Annotated in this window: 21 protein-coding genes, 1 pseudogene and 1 riboswitch; of the genes and pseudogenes, 16 read left to right on the top strand and 6 right to left on the bottom strand. The window is 33.9% G+C overall.

Features of this window, described 5'->3' with window-relative positions; all coding sequences use genetic code 11:
- Positions 1 to 54 precede the first annotated feature (54 nt).
- The 5 genes from tnpA to ACFFLS_RS03335 all read left to right on the top strand — a co-directional run bounded on the left by tnpA (position 55) and on the right by ACFFLS_RS03335 (position 5467).
- On the top strand, positions 55 to 486 hold the full coding sequence (tnpA, locus tag ACFFLS_RS03355; RefSeq protein ID WP_379683220.1) for an IS200/IS605 family transposase: 432 nt from the start codon (positions 55 to 57) through the stop codon (positions 484 to 486).
- A gap of 438 nt (positions 487 to 924) precedes the next feature.
- Positions 925 to 1713, top strand: coding sequence for an adenosylcobinamide-GDP ribazoletransferase (locus ACFFLS_RS03350; protein WP_379683221.1), 789 nt, complete (start codon positions 925 to 927; stop codon positions 1711 to 1713).
- Complete coding sequence (gene cobC / locus ACFFLS_RS03345) at positions 1698 to 2231, top strand: alpha-ribazole phosphatase (RefSeq protein ID WP_379683222.1); 534 nt, start codon at positions 1698 to 1700, stop codon at positions 2229 to 2231. The genes ACFFLS_RS03350 and cobC overlap by 16 nt, the downstream gene beginning before the upstream one ends.
- Before the next feature lie 69 nt (positions 2232 to 2300).
- Positions 2301 to 2502, top strand: a riboswitch (cobalamin riboswitch).
- Between the two features lie 29 nt (positions 2503 to 2531).
- Complete coding sequence (locus ACFFLS_RS03340) at positions 2532 to 4394, top strand: TonB-dependent receptor plug domain-containing protein (RefSeq protein ID WP_379683223.1); 1863 nt, start codon at positions 2532 to 2534, stop codon at positions 4392 to 4394.
- A gap of 5 nt (positions 4395 to 4399) precedes the next feature.
- Complete coding sequence (locus ACFFLS_RS03335) at positions 4400 to 5467, top strand: YncE family protein (protein WP_379683224.1); 1068 nt, start codon at positions 4400 to 4402, stop codon at positions 5465 to 5467.
- 68 nt (positions 5468 to 5535) lie between these two features.
- Here ACFFLS_RS03335 and ACFFLS_RS03330 read toward each other — a convergent pair whose 3' ends face one another.
- Positions 5536 to 7002 carry a GFO_1087 family putative carboxy terminal peptidase gene (locus tag ACFFLS_RS03330; protein WP_379683225.1) on the bottom strand — a complete coding sequence of 489 codons (1467 nt, stop codon included), beginning with the start codon at positions 7000 to 7002 and terminating at the stop codon, positions 5536 to 5538.
- 165 nt (positions 7003 to 7167) lie between these two features.
- Here ACFFLS_RS03330 and ACFFLS_RS03325 point away from each other — a divergent pair, with 165 nt between their 5' ends.
- The 9 genes and pseudogenes from ACFFLS_RS03325 (at position 7168) to ACFFLS_RS03285 (ending at position 12526) form a co-directional block, all read left to right on the top strand.
- A complete protein-coding gene (locus tag ACFFLS_RS03325) occupies positions 7168 to 7677 on the top strand; it encodes a GFO_1088 family ECF-type sigma factor (RefSeq protein WP_379683226.1) in 510 nt (169 codons plus the stop codon).
- Positions 7664 to 8134 (top strand): PG0215 family putative anti-sigma factor, encoded by a 471-nt coding sequence (locus tag ACFFLS_RS03320; protein WP_379683227.1) that lies wholly within the window; start codon positions 7664 to 7666, stop codon positions 8132 to 8134. Before ACFFLS_RS03325 ends, ACFFLS_RS03320 begins: the two co-directional genes overlap by 14 nt.
- A 58-nt stretch (positions 8135 to 8192) precedes the next feature.
- The gene (locus tag ACFFLS_RS03315; protein WP_379683395.1) at positions 8193 to 8723 is read left to right on the top strand and encodes a GFO_1090 family protein; all 531 of its coding nucleotides are present in this window, start codon (positions 8193 to 8195) and stop codon (positions 8721 to 8723) included.
- Complete coding sequence (locus ACFFLS_RS03310) at positions 8724 to 9263, top strand: GFO_1091 family lipoprotein (protein ID WP_379683228.1); 540 nt, start codon at positions 8724 to 8726, stop codon at positions 9261 to 9263.
- An 86-nt stretch (positions 9264 to 9349) separates the two neighbouring features.
- Positions 9350 to 10435, top strand: coding sequence for a S41 family peptidase (locus tag ACFFLS_RS03305; RefSeq protein ID WP_379683229.1), 1086 nt, complete (start codon positions 9350 to 9352; stop codon positions 10433 to 10435).
- 94 nt (positions 10436 to 10529) lie between these two features.
- On the top strand, positions 10530 to 10928 hold the full coding sequence (gene yiaA, locus ACFFLS_RS03300) for an inner membrane protein YiaA (protein ID WP_379683230.1): 399 nt from the start codon (positions 10530 to 10532) through the stop codon (positions 10926 to 10928).
- Between the two features lie 136 nt (positions 10929 to 11064).
- Positions 11065 to 11613 carry a Riean_0653 family protein gene (locus ACFFLS_RS03295; protein ID WP_379683231.1) on the top strand — a complete coding sequence of 183 codons (549 nt, stop codon included), beginning with the start codon at positions 11065 to 11067 and terminating at the stop codon, positions 11611 to 11613.
- A gap of 158 nt (positions 11614 to 11771) precedes the next feature.
- A pseudogene (locus ACFFLS_RS03290) lies at positions 11772 to 12393 on the top strand (ATPase).
- Entirely contained in the window at positions 12380 to 12526 is a 147-nt protein-coding gene (locus tag ACFFLS_RS03285; protein WP_202393950.1) for a hypothetical protein, read from the top strand. Before ACFFLS_RS03290 ends, ACFFLS_RS03285 begins: the two are co-directional and overlap by 14 nt.
- 51 nt (positions 12527 to 12577) lie before the next feature.
- Here ACFFLS_RS03285 and carB read toward each other — a convergent pair whose 3' ends face one another.
- Both carB and rpmH read right to left on the bottom strand, forming a co-directional pair.
- Positions 12578 to 15433, bottom strand: coding sequence for a carbamoyl-phosphate synthase large subunit (carB, locus tag ACFFLS_RS03280; protein WP_379689161.1), 2856 nt, complete (start codon positions 15431 to 15433; stop codon positions 12578 to 12580).
- Between the two features lie 146 nt (positions 15434 to 15579).
- Positions 15580 to 15741 carry a 50S ribosomal protein L34 gene (gene rpmH / locus ACFFLS_RS03275; protein WP_008464848.1) on the bottom strand — a complete coding sequence of 54 codons (162 nt, stop codon included), beginning with the start codon at positions 15739 to 15741 and terminating at the stop codon, positions 15580 to 15582.
- A 169-nt stretch (positions 15742 to 15910) separates the two neighbouring features.
- Here rpmH and ACFFLS_RS03270 point away from each other — a divergent pair, with 169 nt between their 5' ends.
- Positions 15911 to 16426, top strand: a complete 516-nt coding sequence (locus tag ACFFLS_RS03270; protein WP_379683232.1) for a DUF2892 domain-containing protein — start codon at positions 15911 to 15913, stop codon at positions 16424 to 16426.
- A gap of 130 nt (positions 16427 to 16556) precedes the next feature.
- Here the strand turns inward: ACFFLS_RS03270 and ACFFLS_RS03265 are convergent, their stop codons facing one another.
- Entirely contained in the window at positions 16557 to 17213 is a 657-nt protein-coding gene (locus ACFFLS_RS03265) for an alpha/beta hydrolase (RefSeq protein ID WP_379683233.1), read from the bottom strand.
- A gap of 275 nt (positions 17214 to 17488) precedes the next feature.
- Between ACFFLS_RS03265 and ACFFLS_RS03260 the strand changes: the two genes are divergently transcribed.
- Complete coding sequence (locus tag ACFFLS_RS03260; RefSeq protein ID WP_379683234.1) at positions 17489 to 17794, top strand: GNAT family N-acetyltransferase; 306 nt, start codon at positions 17489 to 17491, stop codon at positions 17792 to 17794.
- On the opposite strand, the gene ACFFLS_RS03255 is transcribed toward ACFFLS_RS03260, so the two are convergent.
- Both ACFFLS_RS03255 and ACFFLS_RS03250 read right to left on the bottom strand, forming a co-directional pair.
- A complete protein-coding gene (locus ACFFLS_RS03255) occupies positions 17791 to 19221 on the bottom strand; it encodes an anion permease (protein ID WP_379683235.1) in 1431 nt (476 codons plus the stop codon). The two genes, ACFFLS_RS03260 and ACFFLS_RS03255, sit on opposite strands and share 4 nt — an antisense overlap.
- Positions 19222 to 19242: 21 nt before the next feature.
- The gene (locus ACFFLS_RS03250; protein WP_379683236.1) at positions 19243 to 20400 is read right to left on the bottom strand and encodes a porin; all 1158 of its coding nucleotides are present in this window, start codon (positions 20398 to 20400) and stop codon (positions 19243 to 19245) included.
- Position 20401: the final 1 nt, after the last annotated feature.

Raw genomic sequence — 20401 nt, 5'->3', positions numbered from 1 at the left:
TTCTTTTAGTCGTTAATAGTTTTAAATTTGAATTCTTTTAAAACTATTCATAATATGCCATTTACTAAGATTTATGTTCATTGCGTTTGGAGTACCAAAAACAGATTTCCATTTTTAAATTCAGTTGGTTTACGTGAAGAAGTTTGGAATCATATAAAAGAAAATGCCTTAAAAAAGGATATTTATCTAGATTTTATTAGTGGATACTCAGACCATTGTCATTGCCTAATTTCTCTAGGAAACAATCAGACCATTCAAAAAACAATACAATTATTAAAAGGAGAATCCTCGTATTGGATTAATAAAAACCGGTTAACAGATAATAAATTTGAATGGCAAGACGAATATTTTGCAGTTTCTGTTTCACAATCAATTGTAGATAAAGTTCGAGATTATATCAAAAATCAGGAAGAACATCATAAAAAGAAAACATTTCAAGAAGAATATGATGAATTTATGATCAAGTTTGGCTTTAGACATACTTAAAAAAGTTTGGCTAAAGCCTTCATCTTTATCTTTAAACAAACCAACATCTAAAGATGTTGGCAACTCAAATTATATAATTATCTATTTGTTTTAAAAAAAATCTTTGAATGCATCCAGATTTATCTTGAGGATGTAAATTTGAAATCTAAAAATAGTTGTAGTCCAATCATTAAATTTCAAACAACACATCAATTACCGACATCTTTAAAATATTAAAACATCAACCTTGTAAAGAGGTTCTAGTGAAACAACTTAAGAAGTTAGGCTGAAGCCTTCATCTTTCTCTATAAAATAAACCAACATCTAAAGATGTTGGCAACTCAAATTATAAAGTTGTCTATTTTTTACAATTTTTCTTCTTTGAATTGCCTCCAGATTCATCTGGAGGATATAAATTTGTTTGCATGAAAAGGCTTTAGCCAAACAACCATAAACTAAATGAAAAAAGAACTCCATATTTTCTTTACTTGTTTAATGTTTTATACTCGGATTCCGTGCCTGAAAAACATCACACATAATCCCGATTATTTGAACAAAGCCACACGCTATTTCCCCTTTATCGGTTGGATTGTTGGCAGTATTTCTTTTTTCGCATTTTATATTTCATCATTATTTCTTTCAACCGAAACAGCTGTAATTCTGGCAATTATTGCATCTGTTCTAACTACAGGTGCTTTTCACGAAGACGGTTTTGCCGATGTCTGTGACGGCTTTGGCGGTGGCTGGACAAAGGAAAAAATCCTTATGATTATGAAAGACAGTGCAATTGGAGCCTATGGAGCTATTGGTCTTGTGCTTCTTTTTTTATTGAAATTCAAACTACTTGGCGAATCGGTTTTAGTTTTCGAAAGAAATGATTTGCTTCAGTTATTTCTATTGTTTGTCACAGCGCATTCTTTAAGTCGTTTGGCGGCAATCAGTATTATTTTCACACATGAATATTCTAGACAAGATGCATCGAGCAAAAGCAAACCTATTGCTAAACAATTTACTTGGAAAGAAGTTTTTGGAGCTTTTTTCTTTGGCTTGCTCCCATTATTGTTTTTTGGTTATTTCAACATTTTACTGCTTTGGCTAATCGTTCCGATTTTTATCACCCGATATTTTCTGGCTCGTTATTTCCAAAAATGGATTGACGGTTACACTGGTGACTGCCTGGGCGCAACACAGCAAGTATGTGAAGCGGTTTTTTATTTATCCTTTTTAGTTTTATGGAAATTTATCTAGTTCGTCATACCGAAACTGTGTGTGAAAAAGGAATTTGCTACGGACAAACCGATGTTAATCTGGCCGAGCCTTTTGATGCTGTTTTTGAAAAAATTCTTTCGAAACTGCCTTCAGAAGCGATATTGTTTTCAAGTCCGTTAAAACGTTGTGTAATTTTAGCAAAGCACATTCAGAAAAACATAAAAATCGTCTCCTACGAAGAAGACGAAAGATTAAAGGAAATGAATTTTGGTGATTGGGAAATGAGAAAATGGGACGATATTCCGCCCGAACAACTCAATCCCTGGATGGAAGATTTTGTGACAATACCCGTTTCTAATGGAGAATCTTTTACTGTTTTACATCAAAGAGTGATTCATTTTTTATCCGATAAACTCTCAGAATCCGAAATACCCGTTATAATAGTCGCTCATGCTGGAGTGATTAGAAGTATTTTGTGTCATCATACATCGACTGCCTTAAAAGACGCTTTTAATAGCAAGGTAGATTTTGGGGAAGTTATCAGAATAAAATTATAAATTCTCGTTTAGAATCAATATTTAATTGCATTTGAAGCCTAAATTTGAATAATCAATATTTTTAACTTTATCTTTGCAGCAAATTAAGGTTGTGTTTTAGTAAACACATTAAAAGGGAATCAAGTAAAAACTTGAGCTGTACCCGCAACTGTAAGCTTAATTCTGAAAAAGAATGCTTGTTGTAACTGCAAAACCACTGCTCGCTCCAAGTGAATGGGAAGGTAAACAACAAGACGCAAGCCAGGAGACCTGCCTTTGTAACAAAAATATCGAGCTCTCGGGAAAAAGAGTTTAGAAATTATGATTTTTAAAATACGTTTTACTTTTTTTCTTTTATTGCTGTGCCAATTTATATCGGCGCAAAGCGATTCTATTACCAAATTGAAAGAAGTCATAATTTCAGACAGTAATCTTAAAAAGTTTTCTTCTTCCCAGTCAATTCAAACCATAAGCGATTCTATTATCAATACCAATCAGCCGTCGCTGACTTCTCTTTTAAATTATAATACTGTAATTTATTTTAAAGAAAATGGTCTCGGAATGACTTCTGGTCCTTCTTTTAGAGGAACAACAAGCGCTCAGACCGCTGTTATTTGGAACGGAATCAATATCAATTCACAATTTTTAGGTCAGTCCGATTTTAATACAATCGGTACAAGAGATTTTAATTCGATTACGGTAAAAGCTGGAGGAGGCAGTATTTTGTACGGAAGTGGCGCAATAGGTGGTAGCATTCACCTTAATAATGACTTGAACTTTAAGAAAGGTTTTTCTAATCATTTGTTTTTAAGCGCGGGCAGTTTCAATACTTACAGCACCAATTATCGTGCATCGATTTCTTCAGATAAATTGAGTCTTCAAATCAGCATTTCTAGAAACAGTTCTGACAATGATTTTAAATATCCTGGAAATTCGAATCTAAGAAACATTAATGGTGAATACTATAACACAAGTATGAATACCGCTTTTGGTTATAAAATTAATTCTAAAAATACTTTAAAACTTTACAGCCAATTTTATGATTCTGAGCGTCATTTTTCATTGACGACTCCTACTGCTTCCAAAACAAAATACGACGATTTTAATACGCGAAACCTTTTAGAATGGGAAAGCAGACTGGGGCGATTTACTTCAAAATTAAGAGTGGCGCATATTGGCGAATCTTACAAATATTATCCAAGCATTACTTCCGATTTTTTCACATTCGGAAAAGTAGAAACCGCTATCGTCAAATATGATTTGGCTTTTGATGTAAATGACAAAATCAAACTTAATTCTATTGTAGATTACAGCAGCAACAAAGGTCACGGTTCGAGCATCAATGATGTTAGAAGAGAAATTGGTTCGGGAAGTTTGTTATTAAGCCATTTGGTAAGTGAAAAATGGGATTACTCTGTGAGTATTCGTCAGGAAATAACAGACAATTACGGAAATCCGTTTCTCTTTTCTTTTGGAACACGATACTTGTTGACTGATTTTTATCGAATAAAACTAAATGCTTCTAAAAATTACCGAATGCCGACTTATAACGACTTGTTTTGGGAAGGAAGCGGTAATCCAAATTTGAAGCCTGAAACTTCTTATCAGGGTGAAATTGGAAATGAGTTTTTCCTCAAAAATTTTTCTGTATCATTAACCGGCTATTACAACGACATTCAGGACTTATTGCGCTGGGTTCCTTCAGAAAGCAACAGCAATATATGGAGACCAGAAAATACCGACCATGTAAAAACGTATGGTGCTGAAGTTCTTTTAGAATGGAAAACAAAAATAAGCAATCACAATTTTACCGTAAACGGAACTTATGCTTATACGGTCTCAAAAAGCAAACAATTAATTGGCGGTGAATCGGTTTACAAACAGCTTATCTATGTGCCGTATCACAAACTGACAGGATCGGCATCGTACAATTGGACAAAACTTTCCTCTTACTTTCAATACCTATACAATGGTGAAGTTTACAGCACGCCGTTTAATAGCAAAGCTGGAATTGTAAAAGCCTACAGTGTTGCCAATATCGGCGCTGATTATGACTTTGGAAGAAAAAACAGTTTTAAGCTTGGTGCTCAAGTTTCTAATTTATTCAACAAAGATTATCAGCCGGTTATCAGTCGACAAATGCCCGGAAGAAATTATACTATATACATTAATCTAAATTTTTAAATACCATGAAAAGATTTAATAAGCTTTTTTTAACTGTCATTTTTGCTTCGGCTTTTTTTGCGTCTTGTAGCAGTGATGACGACAATACTCCAGAGCCACGTGGCAGTTATGATGGAGGAATATTTGTTGTAAATGAAGGAAACAATGGTACTCCAAACGGAACTATTGCTTACATCTCAGACGATCTTAAAGTTGAAAATGATGTTTTTAAATTGGTTAATACTGAAAAAGCAACTGGAGATACGCCACAAAGTATTGGCTTTAATGGAGATTTAGCTTATATCGTTACAAATGGTTCTAATAAAATTGAACTTGTTAACCGTTACACTTTTAAAAGTATTGCAACAATTACTACAGGTTTAAAAAACCCGAGATTTATTGCCTTTGCTAACGGAAAAGGATATGTTACCAACTGGGGAGATCCTGGTAGCTCAACTGATGATTATGTGGCCGTACTTGATCTTTCTTCAAATACTATAACTTCTACAATTCCTGTTGTGGAAGGTCCTGAAAAAATCATCGAAAATGACGGTAAATTGTACGTCGCGCATAAAGGTGGTTGGAATCAAGGTAATTCTTTAACTGTAATTAATACATCAACAAATACTGTAGCGACAAATTTTGTGGTTGGAGACGTACCAAGCTCATTAGTTAAAAACAACGGAACTTTATACATTTTATGTGATGGAAAACCATTTTATGCTGATGTAGAAACTGCTGGTAAAATTGTTAAACTAAGCTTAAGCAGCAATACCATTTCTTCTACAATTAATTTTCCTGAAAAAACACACCCTGGTTTCTTAGACATTGAAAACAACAAAATGTATTACACAGTAGGAAAAGAGATTTACTCTGCTGACCTAACTGCTTCTAGCTTACCGGCAACTTCACTATTTACAGCATCAAAAGTTACTAACTTATATGGTTTTGCTGTAAAAAATAATCAAATCTATCTTGCAGATGCTGTAAACTATTCAGACGCAGGAAATATTTATATTCATTCTTTATCAGGAGTATTATCAACTACGCTTACTGTGGGAATCACTCCAAATGGTTTTTACTTTAATAATTAATTATACCAATTTAGAATTCGTTTTTGTTTTTGAAAAAAAAGGCTTTCATTTCTGAAAGCCTTTTTTCTTTATTTTAAGTTTAAGAATTCTTTTGGAGTAGTAGTCAGATACATTCCATGACGAAATCCGTTTAAGATTTTTGAGTCTGTAAGGTATGGTGAGATGGGTTCATCTGAAACATCAGGCACTCTTTTAGCTGGAGAACCTGTAATTTTAGAAATTGCAAGGCTTAACAATGGTTCTTTTGGGTCACCTAAAACGCCATAAGTACTCACCGTTTCCAACTGTTTGTAAGTTGGCTCCAAACCATTCTGATAATCACCAAAACCTTGAGCATTTGCTATTTTAAAAACCAATGGTTGCATTGCATATTTATGATTTCTATTGATTCCCTCTTTAGTAATATAAGTATCTGAGTCATAAACTGTAAACGAACCAACATTCTTACCAGTCGTAGTTTCTCCAATCTGAACTACATTCATATATGGCTTTAGACCGTTTATGATTAATTCACTAGCCGAAGCTGTACTTGCTGTAGTAATTATATATATTGTTCCAAAATTTAGGCTGTTTACTGCTTTTCCGTCAATATCGGCAACAAATCTCTCGTTTAAAGATTCCGGATTAAAAAGCGACATAAGTTTAGCATTATATTGTCTTTTCGAGAATACCTGATTTGGAAAATTTGATGTAATCATGGTAGCCAATCGTGTAGAAGTTCGAACAGAACCTCCTCCATTATAACGCAAATCTAAAATAAAGTCAGTTGCTCCTTTTGCTTTAAGTTCGCCAAAAGCATTATTTAGTCTTTCATCGTAATCAGCATAAAATCCGTTATACATCAAATAACCGATTTTATGAGTTCCGGATTCAATAATCTTATTGATAAAAATCGGATTTTCTTCTAAAATAGTTTTTGTCAGCGAAACCGACTTTCCGTTTAACACATAATTATTACCGCTCTTATCTGCCATATTCAAAGTATAACTATCCTGATTAATCAACAACTGCTGATAATTAGCAACAGTCAGTTTGGTTCCGTTTACGCTTGTAAACAAATCACCACGTTTTATGGCTTTGGTCGAAGCATCAGAATTCGGAATAATATAACGTACATAACCTACAACATCATCCGAACTAGAAGAAATACGGCCTAATCTAAAATCAACACCATTATTTTTGGAGATTCCACCCAATTCTTGTTCCAATACCGTATAGTCAGAAACAATCCAACTGAAACGGTCAACCGCTCCCGTAGGAAATTTGCTTTCTGGTCTGTACAACAAGTCTTCAAACAAATCTTCGGGTTTAGCATAACCTCTTAAAAAGCTATTCAGATCATTTTGAGATGTAAAACGGTTGTCAGCCAAATTGGGAACATCTTGTTGCCATAAATAAACTTCGTTTAATCCTTTCCAAATAAAATCATTAATTTGTACGTCTGCTGGTGCAGCATTATCATTTTTGTCTTCGCAAGACTGCAAAGAAAAAACAAGTATAAAAAGAAACAGAAAGCTCTTTAATGGTGTTTTCATAATATATTGGTTATAATATCATATAAACGTAAAAGTACTATCTTTAGTTTTATCTTTAATCTCCTTGCAGTTTTTTTAATAGAAAAAAAAAATTTTTTTTTCCTTGTAACAAAAATAATAGTACCTCGTCTTGACTATATAAGCTAACGAATAACCATCGTATTAATGAACCAAAATGTATTTATAGAATTAATAAATCCGTTTAAAGACAAAGTTTTTCGTCTGGCAAAACGATTGCTCACCAGTACCGAAGAGGCAGAAGATGCAACGCAGGAAGTAATGGTAAAATTATGGAACAAGAAAGAAAATCTTGAAGATTACAACAGCGTTGAAGCACTTGCCATGACGATGACCAAAAATTATTGTCTGGATCAGTTAAAATCGAAACGAGCTGGAAATCTAAAAATCGTTCATAATAATTTTACAGACAACCAACCAAGATTAGACAAAAAACTGGAAGATGCCGATAGTTTAGAATGGGTAGAAAAAATAATAAATCAGCTGCCGGAACAAATGCAATTGCTGATACAGCTTCGGGATGTAGAACAATATGAATTTGATGAAATAGCAAAAATTGTCAACATGAACGAAACCGCAATACGAGTGGCGCTTTCGAGAGCTAGAAAAAAAATTAGAGAATCAATGATTAATACACACCTTTATGGAACTAAATAATATAGAAAATCTATTAGAAAAATACTTTCAGGGAGAAACAAGCACTGCCGAAGAAAAAATTTTAAAAGAATACTTTTCTTCACCAGATGTTGCGCAGCATTTAGAGCAGTACAAACCTTTGTTTGCTTATTTCTCTCAAGCAGGAGAACCGAAGTTTACAAGTGAAATCACATTGGCAAATTCGCACAATCAAAAGCGAAAAACAGCGTGGTTGTCAATTGCTGCTGCAGCTGTCCTCTTTCTCGGAATTGGAACCTTTTTTTATGTGAGCGAAGATAATACCTCAACTGCAGTGGCTTCGCAAAAAGAACTGGGAACTTATGATGATCCTGAAGAAGCTCTCAAGGCAACTCAGAAAGCTTTGGCATTATTATCAAACAATGTTAATGTAGGTATTGAAAGTGTACAGTACATTAACGAATACGAAAAATCAAAAAATAAAATTTTTAAACAGTAAAAATCAATCAAAAATGAAATCAATAGTCTTAGAAAACAGAAAAAATAATGCAAACAGTATGAACAAAACATTCTTATTAACCTTAATTTTTGTCTTCATCACACAATTCTTTTATGCACAAAATGCTTTTGACAAATTTGACGGTCAGGATGAAGTGACTTCTGTAATTGTAAACAAAAAAATGTTCGATTTAATGAGCAAAGTTAAAGTTGATGCTTCTGATAAAGAAACACAACAGTACATCAATCTCATCAAGAAATTGGATTACTTAAAAGTGTTTACTACCAAGAATCCTAAAATCGAAGCAGACATGAAAGCTACCGCAGAGAAATACATTAAAACTGCAGGTTTAGAAGAATTAATGCGTATTAACGACAGTGGTAAAAATGTCAAAATAATGGTAAAATCTGGAGCAACCGATACCCAGATCAAAGAATTGCTGATGTATGTTGAAGGTGCAAAAAATGATGATACTGTTTTATTGTCTCTAACGGGTAATTTTGACCTTAATGAAATTTCTGTACTAACAGACAAAATGCAATTACCAGGCGGTTCTGACCTTAAAAAAGCCTCTAAAGGCAAAAAATAAATGAAAGCCACTCTTTTCACCTCAGCACTATTCTTCTTACTGACAATGGTAAGCTGTAATTCTGAACCTTCTCTTCAAAAGTATTTTGTGGAGAATTCGGAGAAAAAAGATTTTATAGCACTGGATATTTCTCCAGATATTCTAAACGTCGAAAAAACGAAACTATCTGCAGAGCAAAGCGAGGCGTTGAATTCTTTTGATAAAATGAATATTTTGGCTTTTAAAGCCGATCAAAATAATCAGGCTCAATTTGAAACAGAACGAGCAAAGGTAAAAGCTATATTAAAAGATCCAAAATACCAGGAATTGATGAAGTTTGGATCAGGTAAAGACGGAGCCTCTGTAAGTTATATCGGCAGCGATGACAACATAAAGGAATTTGTCATTTTTGCCAACAAAAAAGAAAACGGATTTGCAGTAGTACGCGTTTTAGGGAACAATATGAATCCAAACAACATCATGACTTTGATGTCGGTATTACAGCAGTCAAAAATAGACATGGAACAGCTCAAGCCTTTACAACAGCTGATAAAACAATAAATCTTACTTTATTCAAAGGAGTCTTGCACAGTAAGACTCCTTTTTTATTTATATTTGGTTAGCATCCTAAAAAAAACCTTAACCAAATGAAAAACAAAACCTTACTCCTTATCTTTCTGGTTTTCTCTATATCTTTTTACTGCCAGAGCCAAAAAAAACTAAGCCGTCCAGAAAAAGATTTTGAAACATTCTGGACAACTTTTAGAGATAATTATGCTTTTTTTGAATTAAAAAAGGTCAATTGGGACGAAAGCTATAAAAAATTCCGTCCAATGATAACTGAAAAAACGACCGAAAAACAATTGCTGCAAACATTTGAAGAAATGGTTGCTCCTCTAAAAGACGGACATATCACAATTCTAAAAGGTGAAGAAGTAATTTACAAATTCAAAAAGCAATCGCCTTTTGCAGATGAATTTAAAGGAATCCAAAAACAATTGTGGGAAACAAGTTTGTTGACTTTAGAGAACAACGGGTTTGTTAAAATGAAAGGAAGCGGCCCTTTATTTAAAGACATTTACTTGTACAATTCTTCAAGAAATAATGATTTTGGATTTATTCGGATTTCGAGATGTTTTGGAAATCCAGAAAGTCTTTTTGATGATAAAAAAGAAAAAGAAGACATCAAGCTAATGCTTACTGTTTTTGACAGCATTTTAAAATCATTCGCCGATACCAAAGGAATTATTATCGATTTGAGGTCTAATGGTGGCGGTCATGCCGGCGAATTACTTGCTAGACGATTTGCTTCAGAGAAAAGAATAACACATTATAAATCGATTAAGGAAAAAGGCGGTTACGAGAATTTCTCAGAAATGAAACCAATTTACATTGAACCCAATAAAGGAGTACAATATTTAAAACCAATCGTAATTCTGACCAATGACAGAACAGCAAGTTCAGCCGAAGATTTTACCATTTCATTATACCAACAACCAAATGTCACCACAATTGGCACCAATACTTCGGGAATGATGTCTGATATGTTTGGAACTGATTTGTCAAACAAAGTCTATTTTACCCTTTCAAATCAGCGTTATTATTCTACAAGTAGTGAATTACTGGAAGATATTGGTGTTCCCGTAAAAATTGAAATTAAAAACACCAAAAATGATATCGAAAACAAATCCGACCCTCTAATTTTAAAAGCAATAGAAGTTTTAAAACAGTAATATTTTGTGATGTGGCTTAGTGTTCATTTAAAAGATTAAACTTACTATTTATAATGTAATTACTTATATTTACAATCGAAAAAATAAACTTAACATGATACAAAAAACTTCGACCGCATATATTGTGGCGTCTTGGGTGGCATTAGCCGCAGGAACAGTGGGATTTATAGTAGGACTTGCAAGAGCAGAAATGCAATTAAATGAAAAGGGATATTATTTTACAGTCCTGATGTTTGGCCTTTTTGGTGTGGTTTCCTTACAAAAAAGCGTTAGAGACAAACTTGAAAACCTTCCTGTAACAAATATCTATTATGGAATTTGCTGGTTCGGAACAATTTTATCCGTCGCTCTATTAGTTATTGGATTAATAAATGCAACAATTTTACCAAGCGAAAAAGGCTTCTATGCATTTGCTTTTTTATTAGCGCTATTTGGTGCAATATCTGTTCAAAAAAACACTAGAGATAATATGGCATTCAACAAAAATGAATAACCTAAAAATAGAAAAAGTTCCAAATTGGAGCTTTTTTTTTTATGTCTATAATTAATCATAATTTTCTCAAAAATCAAAAATTATATTAACAAATATTCATTTACATTTGCCCCATAACCAAAAAACAAATCCCTAAATGAAAACAACAAAAATTTTATTTCTTTTCTTAATTTTAATTCTAAACAGTTGCTCAAGCGATGATAACAACGCCGATACACCAGATGACAATCCTGTGTCAAAATTTGCAATGACTGCAAAAATTGACGGAACCTTATGGGAAATGAAAAATCCATTTTCATCTGATTATGCAACCAAGCCATTATTTAATTACTACCCAGAAACACATTATATTCAGCTTCAAGGAAGAAAAACTTTAATTGATGAAATTAGGATTTTCATTAAAAGAACTGACCTTAAAGTTGGAACATATGCAATTACAGCTGCTACATACGACGCTTCTAAAACTCAAATAGAAATGTCTTACAACAGCAAAGGAACCAATATCCAATATCCGATTGAAGGCAGTTTAGTGATAACAGCTGTCGATACCAATGCAAAAACAGTAAAAGGAACATTCTGGTTTAATTGTGTCGAAGATTACTCAAAACCTGTCAGCACATCCAATCCTGTTACTACAAAAGTAACCGATGGAGCTTTCAGTTACAGATATGATGTTGCTTATTAAATAAACACGCAACTTTAAAACAATAAAGCTCCAATTTTCATTGGAGCTTTTCTTTTATAATAGAATCTGAGATTATTTACTCAAATACATTTTTCTTCTAGGATATAATTCGTAGAATTAATCTTCTTTTAAGTCATCAATAAACATCCTAAAAATTGATGTTTGTAATAGGTATTTTTTACCTTTCTGAGAATGATTATAAACATCTTTACATTATTTCAGGTTGTAATGGAGCAGGAAAAACAACTGCTTCTTTTACCATTTTACCTAAAATTTTAGATTGTAAAGAATTTGTAAATGCCGATGAAATTGCAAAAGGACTATCCCCTTTTCAACCTGAAAAAGTATCCTTTGAGGCTGGAAGAATAATGCTTAATCGGATTAATGAGCTTTTAGATACCAAAAAAACTTTTGCTTTTGAAACTACATTATCAACTAAAAGTTATAAATCAAAAATTATTGAGGCTAAAAAAGAAAAATACAATGTTACTCTTTTGTTTTTCTAGGTTAGAAACAGTTGATTTAGCAATCGAAAGAGTCAGAACAAGAGTAATGGAAGGTGGGCACAATATCGATACAGAAGTTATAAAACGCAAGTACCCAAACGGAATTAAAAACCTTTTCGAAATTTATCTTGAAATTGTAGACGAAGTACTTATTTTTGACAATTCATTTGGAATACCAGAATTAATAGCTGAAAAGTCTTTTGAAACGGAAATAAAAATCTTAGACGAAACTAAATTCAATAATTTAAAAAAATATTGGAATGAAAGAATATAAAAGATCTGTAAATCAACAAAAAATTGTTGATGGAATGAATAAAGTTTACGAAAAGTTAATCGAATTCAAAAAGAAATCAAATAGTGAATTAGTTATCATTAAAGATAATAAAATAGTCAAAATCAAACCTTAAAAAAAAGCTCCAATTTTCATTGGAGCTTTTCTTTTATAATAGAATCCGAGATTATTTACTCAAATACATTTTTCTTCTAGAATACAATTCGTAAAATTGATCGTCTTTTAAGTCATCAATAAACAAGATGCTTTCTCCTGTTGATTTCATTTCTGGCCCTAACGCTTTGTTTACGTTCGGGAATTTGCTGAAAGAGAAAACAGGCTGTTTGATTGCAAAACCATTTAATTGCGGATTGAAATCAAAGTCGGTTACTTTATTGTGTCCCAACATTACTTTTGTAGCGTAGTTTACATAAGGCTCTCCGTAAGCTTTTGCAATAAACGGAACCGTTCTTGAAGCTCTTGGGTTTGCCTCGATGATGTAAACTGTATCGTCTTTAATCGCAAACTGAATATTGATTAATCCAACCGTTTTTAAAGCTCTCGCAATTTTATGCGTGTGATCTTTAATTTGCTGCATTACAAATTCTCCTAAGTTAAAAGGAGGCAATGTTGCATTACTATCTCCAGAGTGAACCCCACAAGGCTCAATGTGCTCCATAATTCCGATGATGTAAACATTTCCATCAGCATCACAAATTGCATCAGCTTCAGCTTCGATTGCTCCAGCTAAATAGTGATCCAGAAGTAATTTGTTTCCTGGAATTGCTTTCAACAAATCAATAACGTGCTCTTCAAGCTCTTTTTTATTGATTACAATTTTCATTCCCTGACCTCCTAATACATAAGAAGGACGAATTAAAAGCGGGAAATCTAAAGTATCCGCTAATTTTGAAGCTTCATCAGCCGTTTCAGCGATTCCGAATCTTGGGAAAGGAATATGCAATTCCGTCAACAAGTCAGAGAAACGTCCTCTATCTTCTGCTAAATCAAGTGCATCAAAACTAGTTCCGATGATTTTCACACCATATTTAGATAATTTGTCTGCTAATTTAAGTGCTGTCTGACCTCCCAACTGAACGATTACACCTTCTGGCTTTTCGTGTTGGATAATATCATAAATATGTTCCCAGAATACTGGTTCGAAGTATAATTTATCAGCTGTATCAAAGTCAGTAGAAACCGTTTCAGGATTACAGTTGATCATAATCGTTTCGTAACCGCATTCTTTAGCTGCCAAAACTCCGTGCACACAAGAGTAATCAAACTCGATTCCTTGCCCAATTCTGTTTGGCCCAGAACCTAAAACGATCACTTTCTTTTTCTCTGTTACGATACTTTCGTTGTCAACAAAACGCTCTCCGTTTTCTTTCTCGATTTCAGCTTCAAAAGTTGAGTAGTAATATGGAGTCAGCGCTTTAAATTCAGCCGCACAAGTATCTACTAATTTAAACACACGGTTTATTTTTTGCTCCATACGTAAAGTGTGAACTTCACTTTCCAAGCAATTCATCATGTGCGCTAATTGTCTGTCTGCAAAACCTTTTTGTTTCGCTTCAAGCAACAATTCTTTAGGAAGATTAGAAACTTTGTAGTTTGAAATTTCTTTCTCTAAAGTATAAAGTTCTTCGTATTGTTTTAAGAACCACATATCGATTCTTGTAATTTCGTGAATTGTGCTCAACGGAATTCCCATTGCAATTGCATCATAAATTACGAAAACACGATCCCAGCTTGCATGAGTCAATTTATCGATAATTAACTCGTAATCTTTGTATCCTTTTCCGTCAGCTCCTAAACCATTTCTCTTAATTTCTAGAGATTGAGTTGCTTTGTGAAGCGCCTCCTGGAAAGAACGTCCGATTCCCATAACCTCCCCTACAGATTTCATCTGAAGTCCTAAAGTTCTGTCTGAACCTTCAAATTTATCGAAGTTCCAACGTGGTATTTTTACGATTACGTAATCTAAAGTTGGTTCAAAAAGAGCCGAAGTAGATTTTGTAATTTGGTTTTGCAACTCATCTAAGTTGTATCCTAAAGCTAGTTTAGAAGCAATTTTTGCAATTGGATATCCAGTTGCTTTTGATGCCAAAGCAGAAGAACGAGATACACGAGGATTAATCTCGATTGCTACGATATCTTCTTTTTCGTCTGGCGAAACTGCGAATTGCACGTTACATCCTCCAGCAAAATTTCCGATACTTCTCATCATTAAGATAGCGTAGTCACGTAATTTTTGGAAAGTTGTATCAGATAATGTCATCGCTGGTGCCACAGTAATCGAATCTCCAGTATGGATTCCCATTGGATCCATATTTTCGATAGAACAGATAATTACAACGTTGTCATTTTTATCTCTTAAAAGTTCTAACTCGTATTCTTTCCATCCCATTAAAGCTTTGTCAATCAAAACTTCGTGAATAGGAGAAGCTTCAAGTCCGCGAGTTAAAAGCTCATCAAAATCTTCTTTTTTGTAAACCACAGCTGCTCCAGTTCCTCCAAGCGTAAACGAAGGACGAATTACAAGTGGGAAACCAAATTCCTGTGCGATTTCTTTTCCTTCTAAGTAAGAAGTCGCTGTTTTTGCAGGTGCAGTCGGTACATTAATTCTTTCTAAAAGCTGTTTAAACTGCTCTCTGTCTTCAGTAATATTAATTGCATTTACATCAACACCGATTAATCTTACTCCGAAATCCTGCCAGATTCCTTTTTCCTCAGCCTCCAAACACAAGTTTAAGGCTGTTTGTCCTCCCATTGTTGGCAAAACAGCATCAATTTGTGGATGTTCCTTAAGAATTTCAATAATCGATTTTGTAGTTAAAGGTTTCAAATAAATATGATCGGCCATAGATGGGTCGGTCATAATCGTCGCCGGATTTGAGTTAATTAAGATAACTTCAATTCCTTCTTCACGAATAGAACGTGCAGATTGTGAACCTGCATAGTCGAATTCGCAAGCTTGACCAATAACAATAGGTCCCGAACCTATTATTAAAACGGATTTAATTGATGTGTCTTTAGGCATTTTTTATGTATTGTGTAGTTATAAAAGTTTATCAAAAAACATTCATAGTGCGCTATAAACTAGAATGTTGAGAAATTTTTTACCGACAAGGTATAAAAAAAGGCGATACTAAGAAAGTAATCGCCTTATGTATGTTTATAAAAACATTATTTTTTGTGTCTAGGCTCGCTAGAAACAGTTAATTTATGTCTTCCTTTTGCTCTTCTACGCGCTAGAACTTTTCTTCCATTCGCAGAAGCCATTCTGTCCATAAATCCGTGCTTATTTCTTCTTTTTCTTTTCGATGGTTGAAATGTTCTTTTGCTCATTGCTTTGTATCTTTAAAAATGGTATCTATTAACTCTTTCTTTTGGTTTTGGATATCGTTGTTCAAAAACCGAGTGCAAATATACAAAGACTTTTTTTTCTGGCAAGCAGTTTTATAAAAATATTTTTAATTCCTTTTACTATCTTTGCAACCACAAATATACATCTATTATGTTTAACAAAATTATCAAACTTATTTTGGCCGGACTTCTTGTAGTTGCTGGCATTTGGCAATTTACAGAAAGTAATATCGGAAATGGCATATTCCTTTTTTTACTTACTGCAGTTCCAATTTTTCTTTATTTTAAAAACGAATTTATCCTTTTAGCCTTCTTCAAATTAAGAAAACAAGATTTTGAAGGTGCAAAAAAATGGTTAGCATACATCAAAAATCCTGAAACTGCTCTGGTAAGAAAACAACAAGGATACTTTAACTATTTACACGGTATTATGTTGTCTCAAACCAACATTAACCAAGCAGAGAAACATTTCAAAAAAGCAATCGAACTTGGATTATCTATGGATATGGATTTAGCTGTAGCTAAATTAAACCTTGCAGGAGTTGCTATGTCTCGCCGTAGAAAATTGGAAGCTACTAATTTATTGAATGAAGCAAAAAAATTAGACAAGCAAGGCATGCTGAAAGATCAGATTTCTATGATGAAAGAACAAATGAAGAAAATCTAAATTTTCTTTAAACTCCAAATATTAAAATCCCAAATTCCAAAAGGAGTTTGGGATTTTTTTATCTCAAAAGCACACCGTTTTGCGCTAAAATCCTCAACGAATGGGAATTTGGAGTTTTTAAAATTGGAATTTAATCAAGTATAATCGAAGGCAGATTCTCGTTCAGCCATTTGTATTTATTGAGAATCATAATGTGTGTACCTCCTTTTACGACGATACAGCTGTTGATATATTTTATAGGAAAAACGTGGTCGTTATCTCCATGAATATGAATTACTTTTTCATCAACCTGACTTCTATCCCATTTAATAACGGTTTCTACTGCCCATTGCAAATAATAAATATCGCGAACAGAAAGAAATTTTTCGTACAACTGAATGCGTTTGTTGATTTTTTCACCAAAAGAAAACTTGGCTAGTTTTTCTACATTCAATAAAATCTGCATCGGAATTAATTTGTAGGCTTTCGTTCTTTTTCCAATTTTCATTCGTCTTGGAAACTCAGCATTGCTTCTAACACTTGATATAATGATTACTTTTCGGGCTTGAATATGTCTTGAAATTTCCTGAACCAAAATTCCGCCAAACGAAACCCCAATTAAAACAGGATTTTCATGTTTTATATTTTTACTGATTCGAATTGCATAATCAGATAGAGATTCTTTCGGATTAGGAATTTCCCACTCTAAAAAGCAAACCTCAAAAATAGTTTCATCTAATTGAATTCTTTCAAAAATAGACGGACTTGCTGCCAGACCCGGCATAAAATAAACTGGAATTTTACTCATAGCACCAAATAAAGATTACAATTGTTATTTTAAAATAAAATTACTTTTTTTTAATGCAATCTTAATCAAAATTCAGACCGTATTTATGTAATCGATTCCAAAAAAAACAAACTTCATGCATACGTTCTCAAAAAAATTATTTAATATTGAAAATCAAATGATTACCTTTGTATTCGAAATAAATTATGAGGTCAAAATCTTATAAAGAAATTTCTTTCATAATCATTTCATGTCCCAAATTCACTATTTTAATATAACCTAACAACACAACTATTATGGAAACTATTGAAAAAACTATGGAAATCAAAGACAACACGTTTGCGCGCCAATTTGAAACCACAGTACCCGAAGGAATGCTGACAGTTGAATATTCATTTCAGGAAAAAAAGATTTTCTTAACCAAAATCAACACTCCCGACTCGTTCCAAAACGAAGAGAAAATCAATACTTTACTTAAAAATGTTTTAGATTTAAGTTCTGAAAAAAATTACAGAGTAGTCCCTATTCATCCAAAAATTGTTTTGTTTTTCAAAAAGAATCCTAAATACAAAGAATTGCTTCCTCCTGGAATCAGAATTTAAAAATCACCGATAATTCGGAGCCATAAACCTCCAATTATCATGTAAATAAGGAGCATAACCAAACCAGTTATAAGTCCTTTTATCCACCAACTTTTAAGGTCTACGTAGCCGCTCCCAAAAAAAACGGGAGCTGGTCCGTGGCCATAATGTGTCAATGTTCCGTAGATTGAACCAATAAAACCAAGCATAAAAGCCAGCAAAAGCCCTGGAATGCCAAGCGAAATTCCTACACCAAGCAAAGCCGCATACATCGCCGCCACATGTGCTGTTGCACTTGCAAAGAGATAATGGCTGAAAAAATAAACCAAAACAATAATTGGAAAAGCCATCTGCCAGGTTAAACCTCCTATTTCTGCTTTTACTAAATCGCTGAACCAAGCAATAAAACCAAGTTCATTAAGCGAACTTGCCATCATGACCAAAACAGAAAACCAGACAATGGTATCCCAAGCTCCTTTTTCGGCTTTGACATCATCCCAAGTCAAAACTGAGGTCAGCAGCAAAACCACCAAACCAATAAATGCAGTTGTGGTGGCATCTATAGAAAACAAATCTCCTGTCATCCATAAAAAAAGCAATATAAAAAACGTTAGGAGCATCATCCACTCATTTCTTGTAATTGCTCCCATTTCTTTGAGTTTCTGTGCAGCAATTTGTGGCGCATCACCTGTTTTTTTCAATTCAGGAGGATAAATTTTATACAATAAAAACGGAATCAGAAAAAAAGCACACAATCCGGGAACTATCGCCGCGGCGGCCCACGACATCCAAGTAATTTTTATCCCTAAGTTTAATGCAAACTTCTGACACATTGGGTTACTTGCCGTTCCGGTTAAAAACATTGATGAGGCAATCAAATTCATATTATAACTATTCAGCGTTAAATATGCCCCCAGCTTTCTATGTGTTTCAGGTTGATCGGGCATTGAACCGAAACTCATCGACATTGATTTCATAATCGGATAAATAATACCGCCACCTCTAGCTGTGTTACTCGGAACCGCAGGCGCCAAGACCAAATCTGCCAGTCCCAAACCATACGCCAGCCCCAACGAACTTTTTCCGAATATCCTGATGAATAAAAAAGCAATCCTATTTCCTAAACCCGTTTTAATGAAGCCTCTTGCGATGAAAAATGAAATTCCGATCAACCAGATTACTTTGTCCCCAAAACCTTTTAATGCCAAAGTAATCGATTTACCCGGATCTCCGGGCGCCAGAACTTGAGACAACGCTGTTAATGCAATTGCAATCATACACATGGTTCCCATCGGAGCTGCTTTTAAAATAATCCCTAAAATTGTAGCCGCAAAAATGGCAAACAAATGCCAAGCTTCTACTTTAACACCATCTGGAGCAGGAATAAACCAAATCGCAATACCAACACCAAGCGTAATAAGAGTTTGAGTAATTTTCACTTCTTTCATAAAAATTAAATTTTAAGTTGATTAAAGTCTAAGCTGAAGCTGAATAAGAAACAATTCATCGTTATAAGATGACGAATTTGGAACATTTTGATCAAAACGGTCAATTTCAAATCCCATTTCAATGCGTCCGGTATAAGCTTTTCCGAACTCTAAGCTAATCATAGGCGTATAAGTCTGCCTCACATTTGAATTGACTTTGTAACTTGGGTCAAAAGTTTCGTAACGGCACGACAATTCTAAAGCTGTCAATTTTTTATAATTTACCACATATCTTAAATTCGGAAGAAAATAAACGCCCCGCATTTGATAATCGGAGACATCTCCTATTCTCTGATCTGCAGGAAGCGAGAAATACAGATTATGATTGGTTCCTTGTTTGTATTCGATTTGAAGATCAAAAGAAAATTTATCTGTCAATTTAAAATCGCTTGTAATATCTGCTCCGACAGCAAAAACATCTTCCTTAAAAACTTTTCCGAAACCGCCGTTAAGCCCTAAATTTATTTTGTGCTCTTTAGACAAGCCAAAGACCCAGCGGGTTGAATATTGTTTTCCGTTATCCTTATCCATTTCCGCATTTTTGCCGTTTCCGTTTAATACTGAAATGGCATAACTTACAGGAATTTTTCGTACGTCGAAGGATCCGGTAGCAGAAGCTCCAATTTGAAAGCTCGTCCATCCGTTTTTACCAAATTCATAATATTGATTGGAAAAGTCAAAAGATTTAATAATGTCGACCGGAACAAGTTCTTCAATACCAAAAGCTGGACGAAACTGACCTCCAGTAAGCGCTATGTATTTATTGAAAGTATATTTTCCGTAGGCATTTTCAAGAACTTTGCCTTTGGTATCCGATTTAAAATCGGCTAGATTAACCAAAATAACTATTTCTGTAGCTTCGCTGAGTTTGGTATTAAGCCCAACCCGCATTCTTTTTATATCAAAAGAGCTCTGCGTTACGTCGCCTGTAGCATGATGAACTCCCAAAACATCGACATTATCCCCAAAACTTTCGAGATAACGAGCCTGCAAAAGCCCTTTTATCTGATATTGAGGATATTTTACTGCAGGTTCTGCATCATCACCGCCTTGATTTACATCGCCTTGCGCCTTCACAAAAAAGGGCATTATTAGAAAAATAAAAACAATTCTTATTAGTGGTTTGCTTACAAATTCCATA

Origin of the sequence: Flavobacterium procerum (genome assembly GCF_042431625.1) — a bacterium.
GTDB lineage: Bacteria > Bacteroidota > Bacteroidia > Flavobacteriales > Flavobacteriaceae > Flavobacterium > Flavobacterium procerum.
Note: the sequence above shows the minus strand (reverse complement) of the source record. Positions and strands in the feature narration are given on the sequence as shown.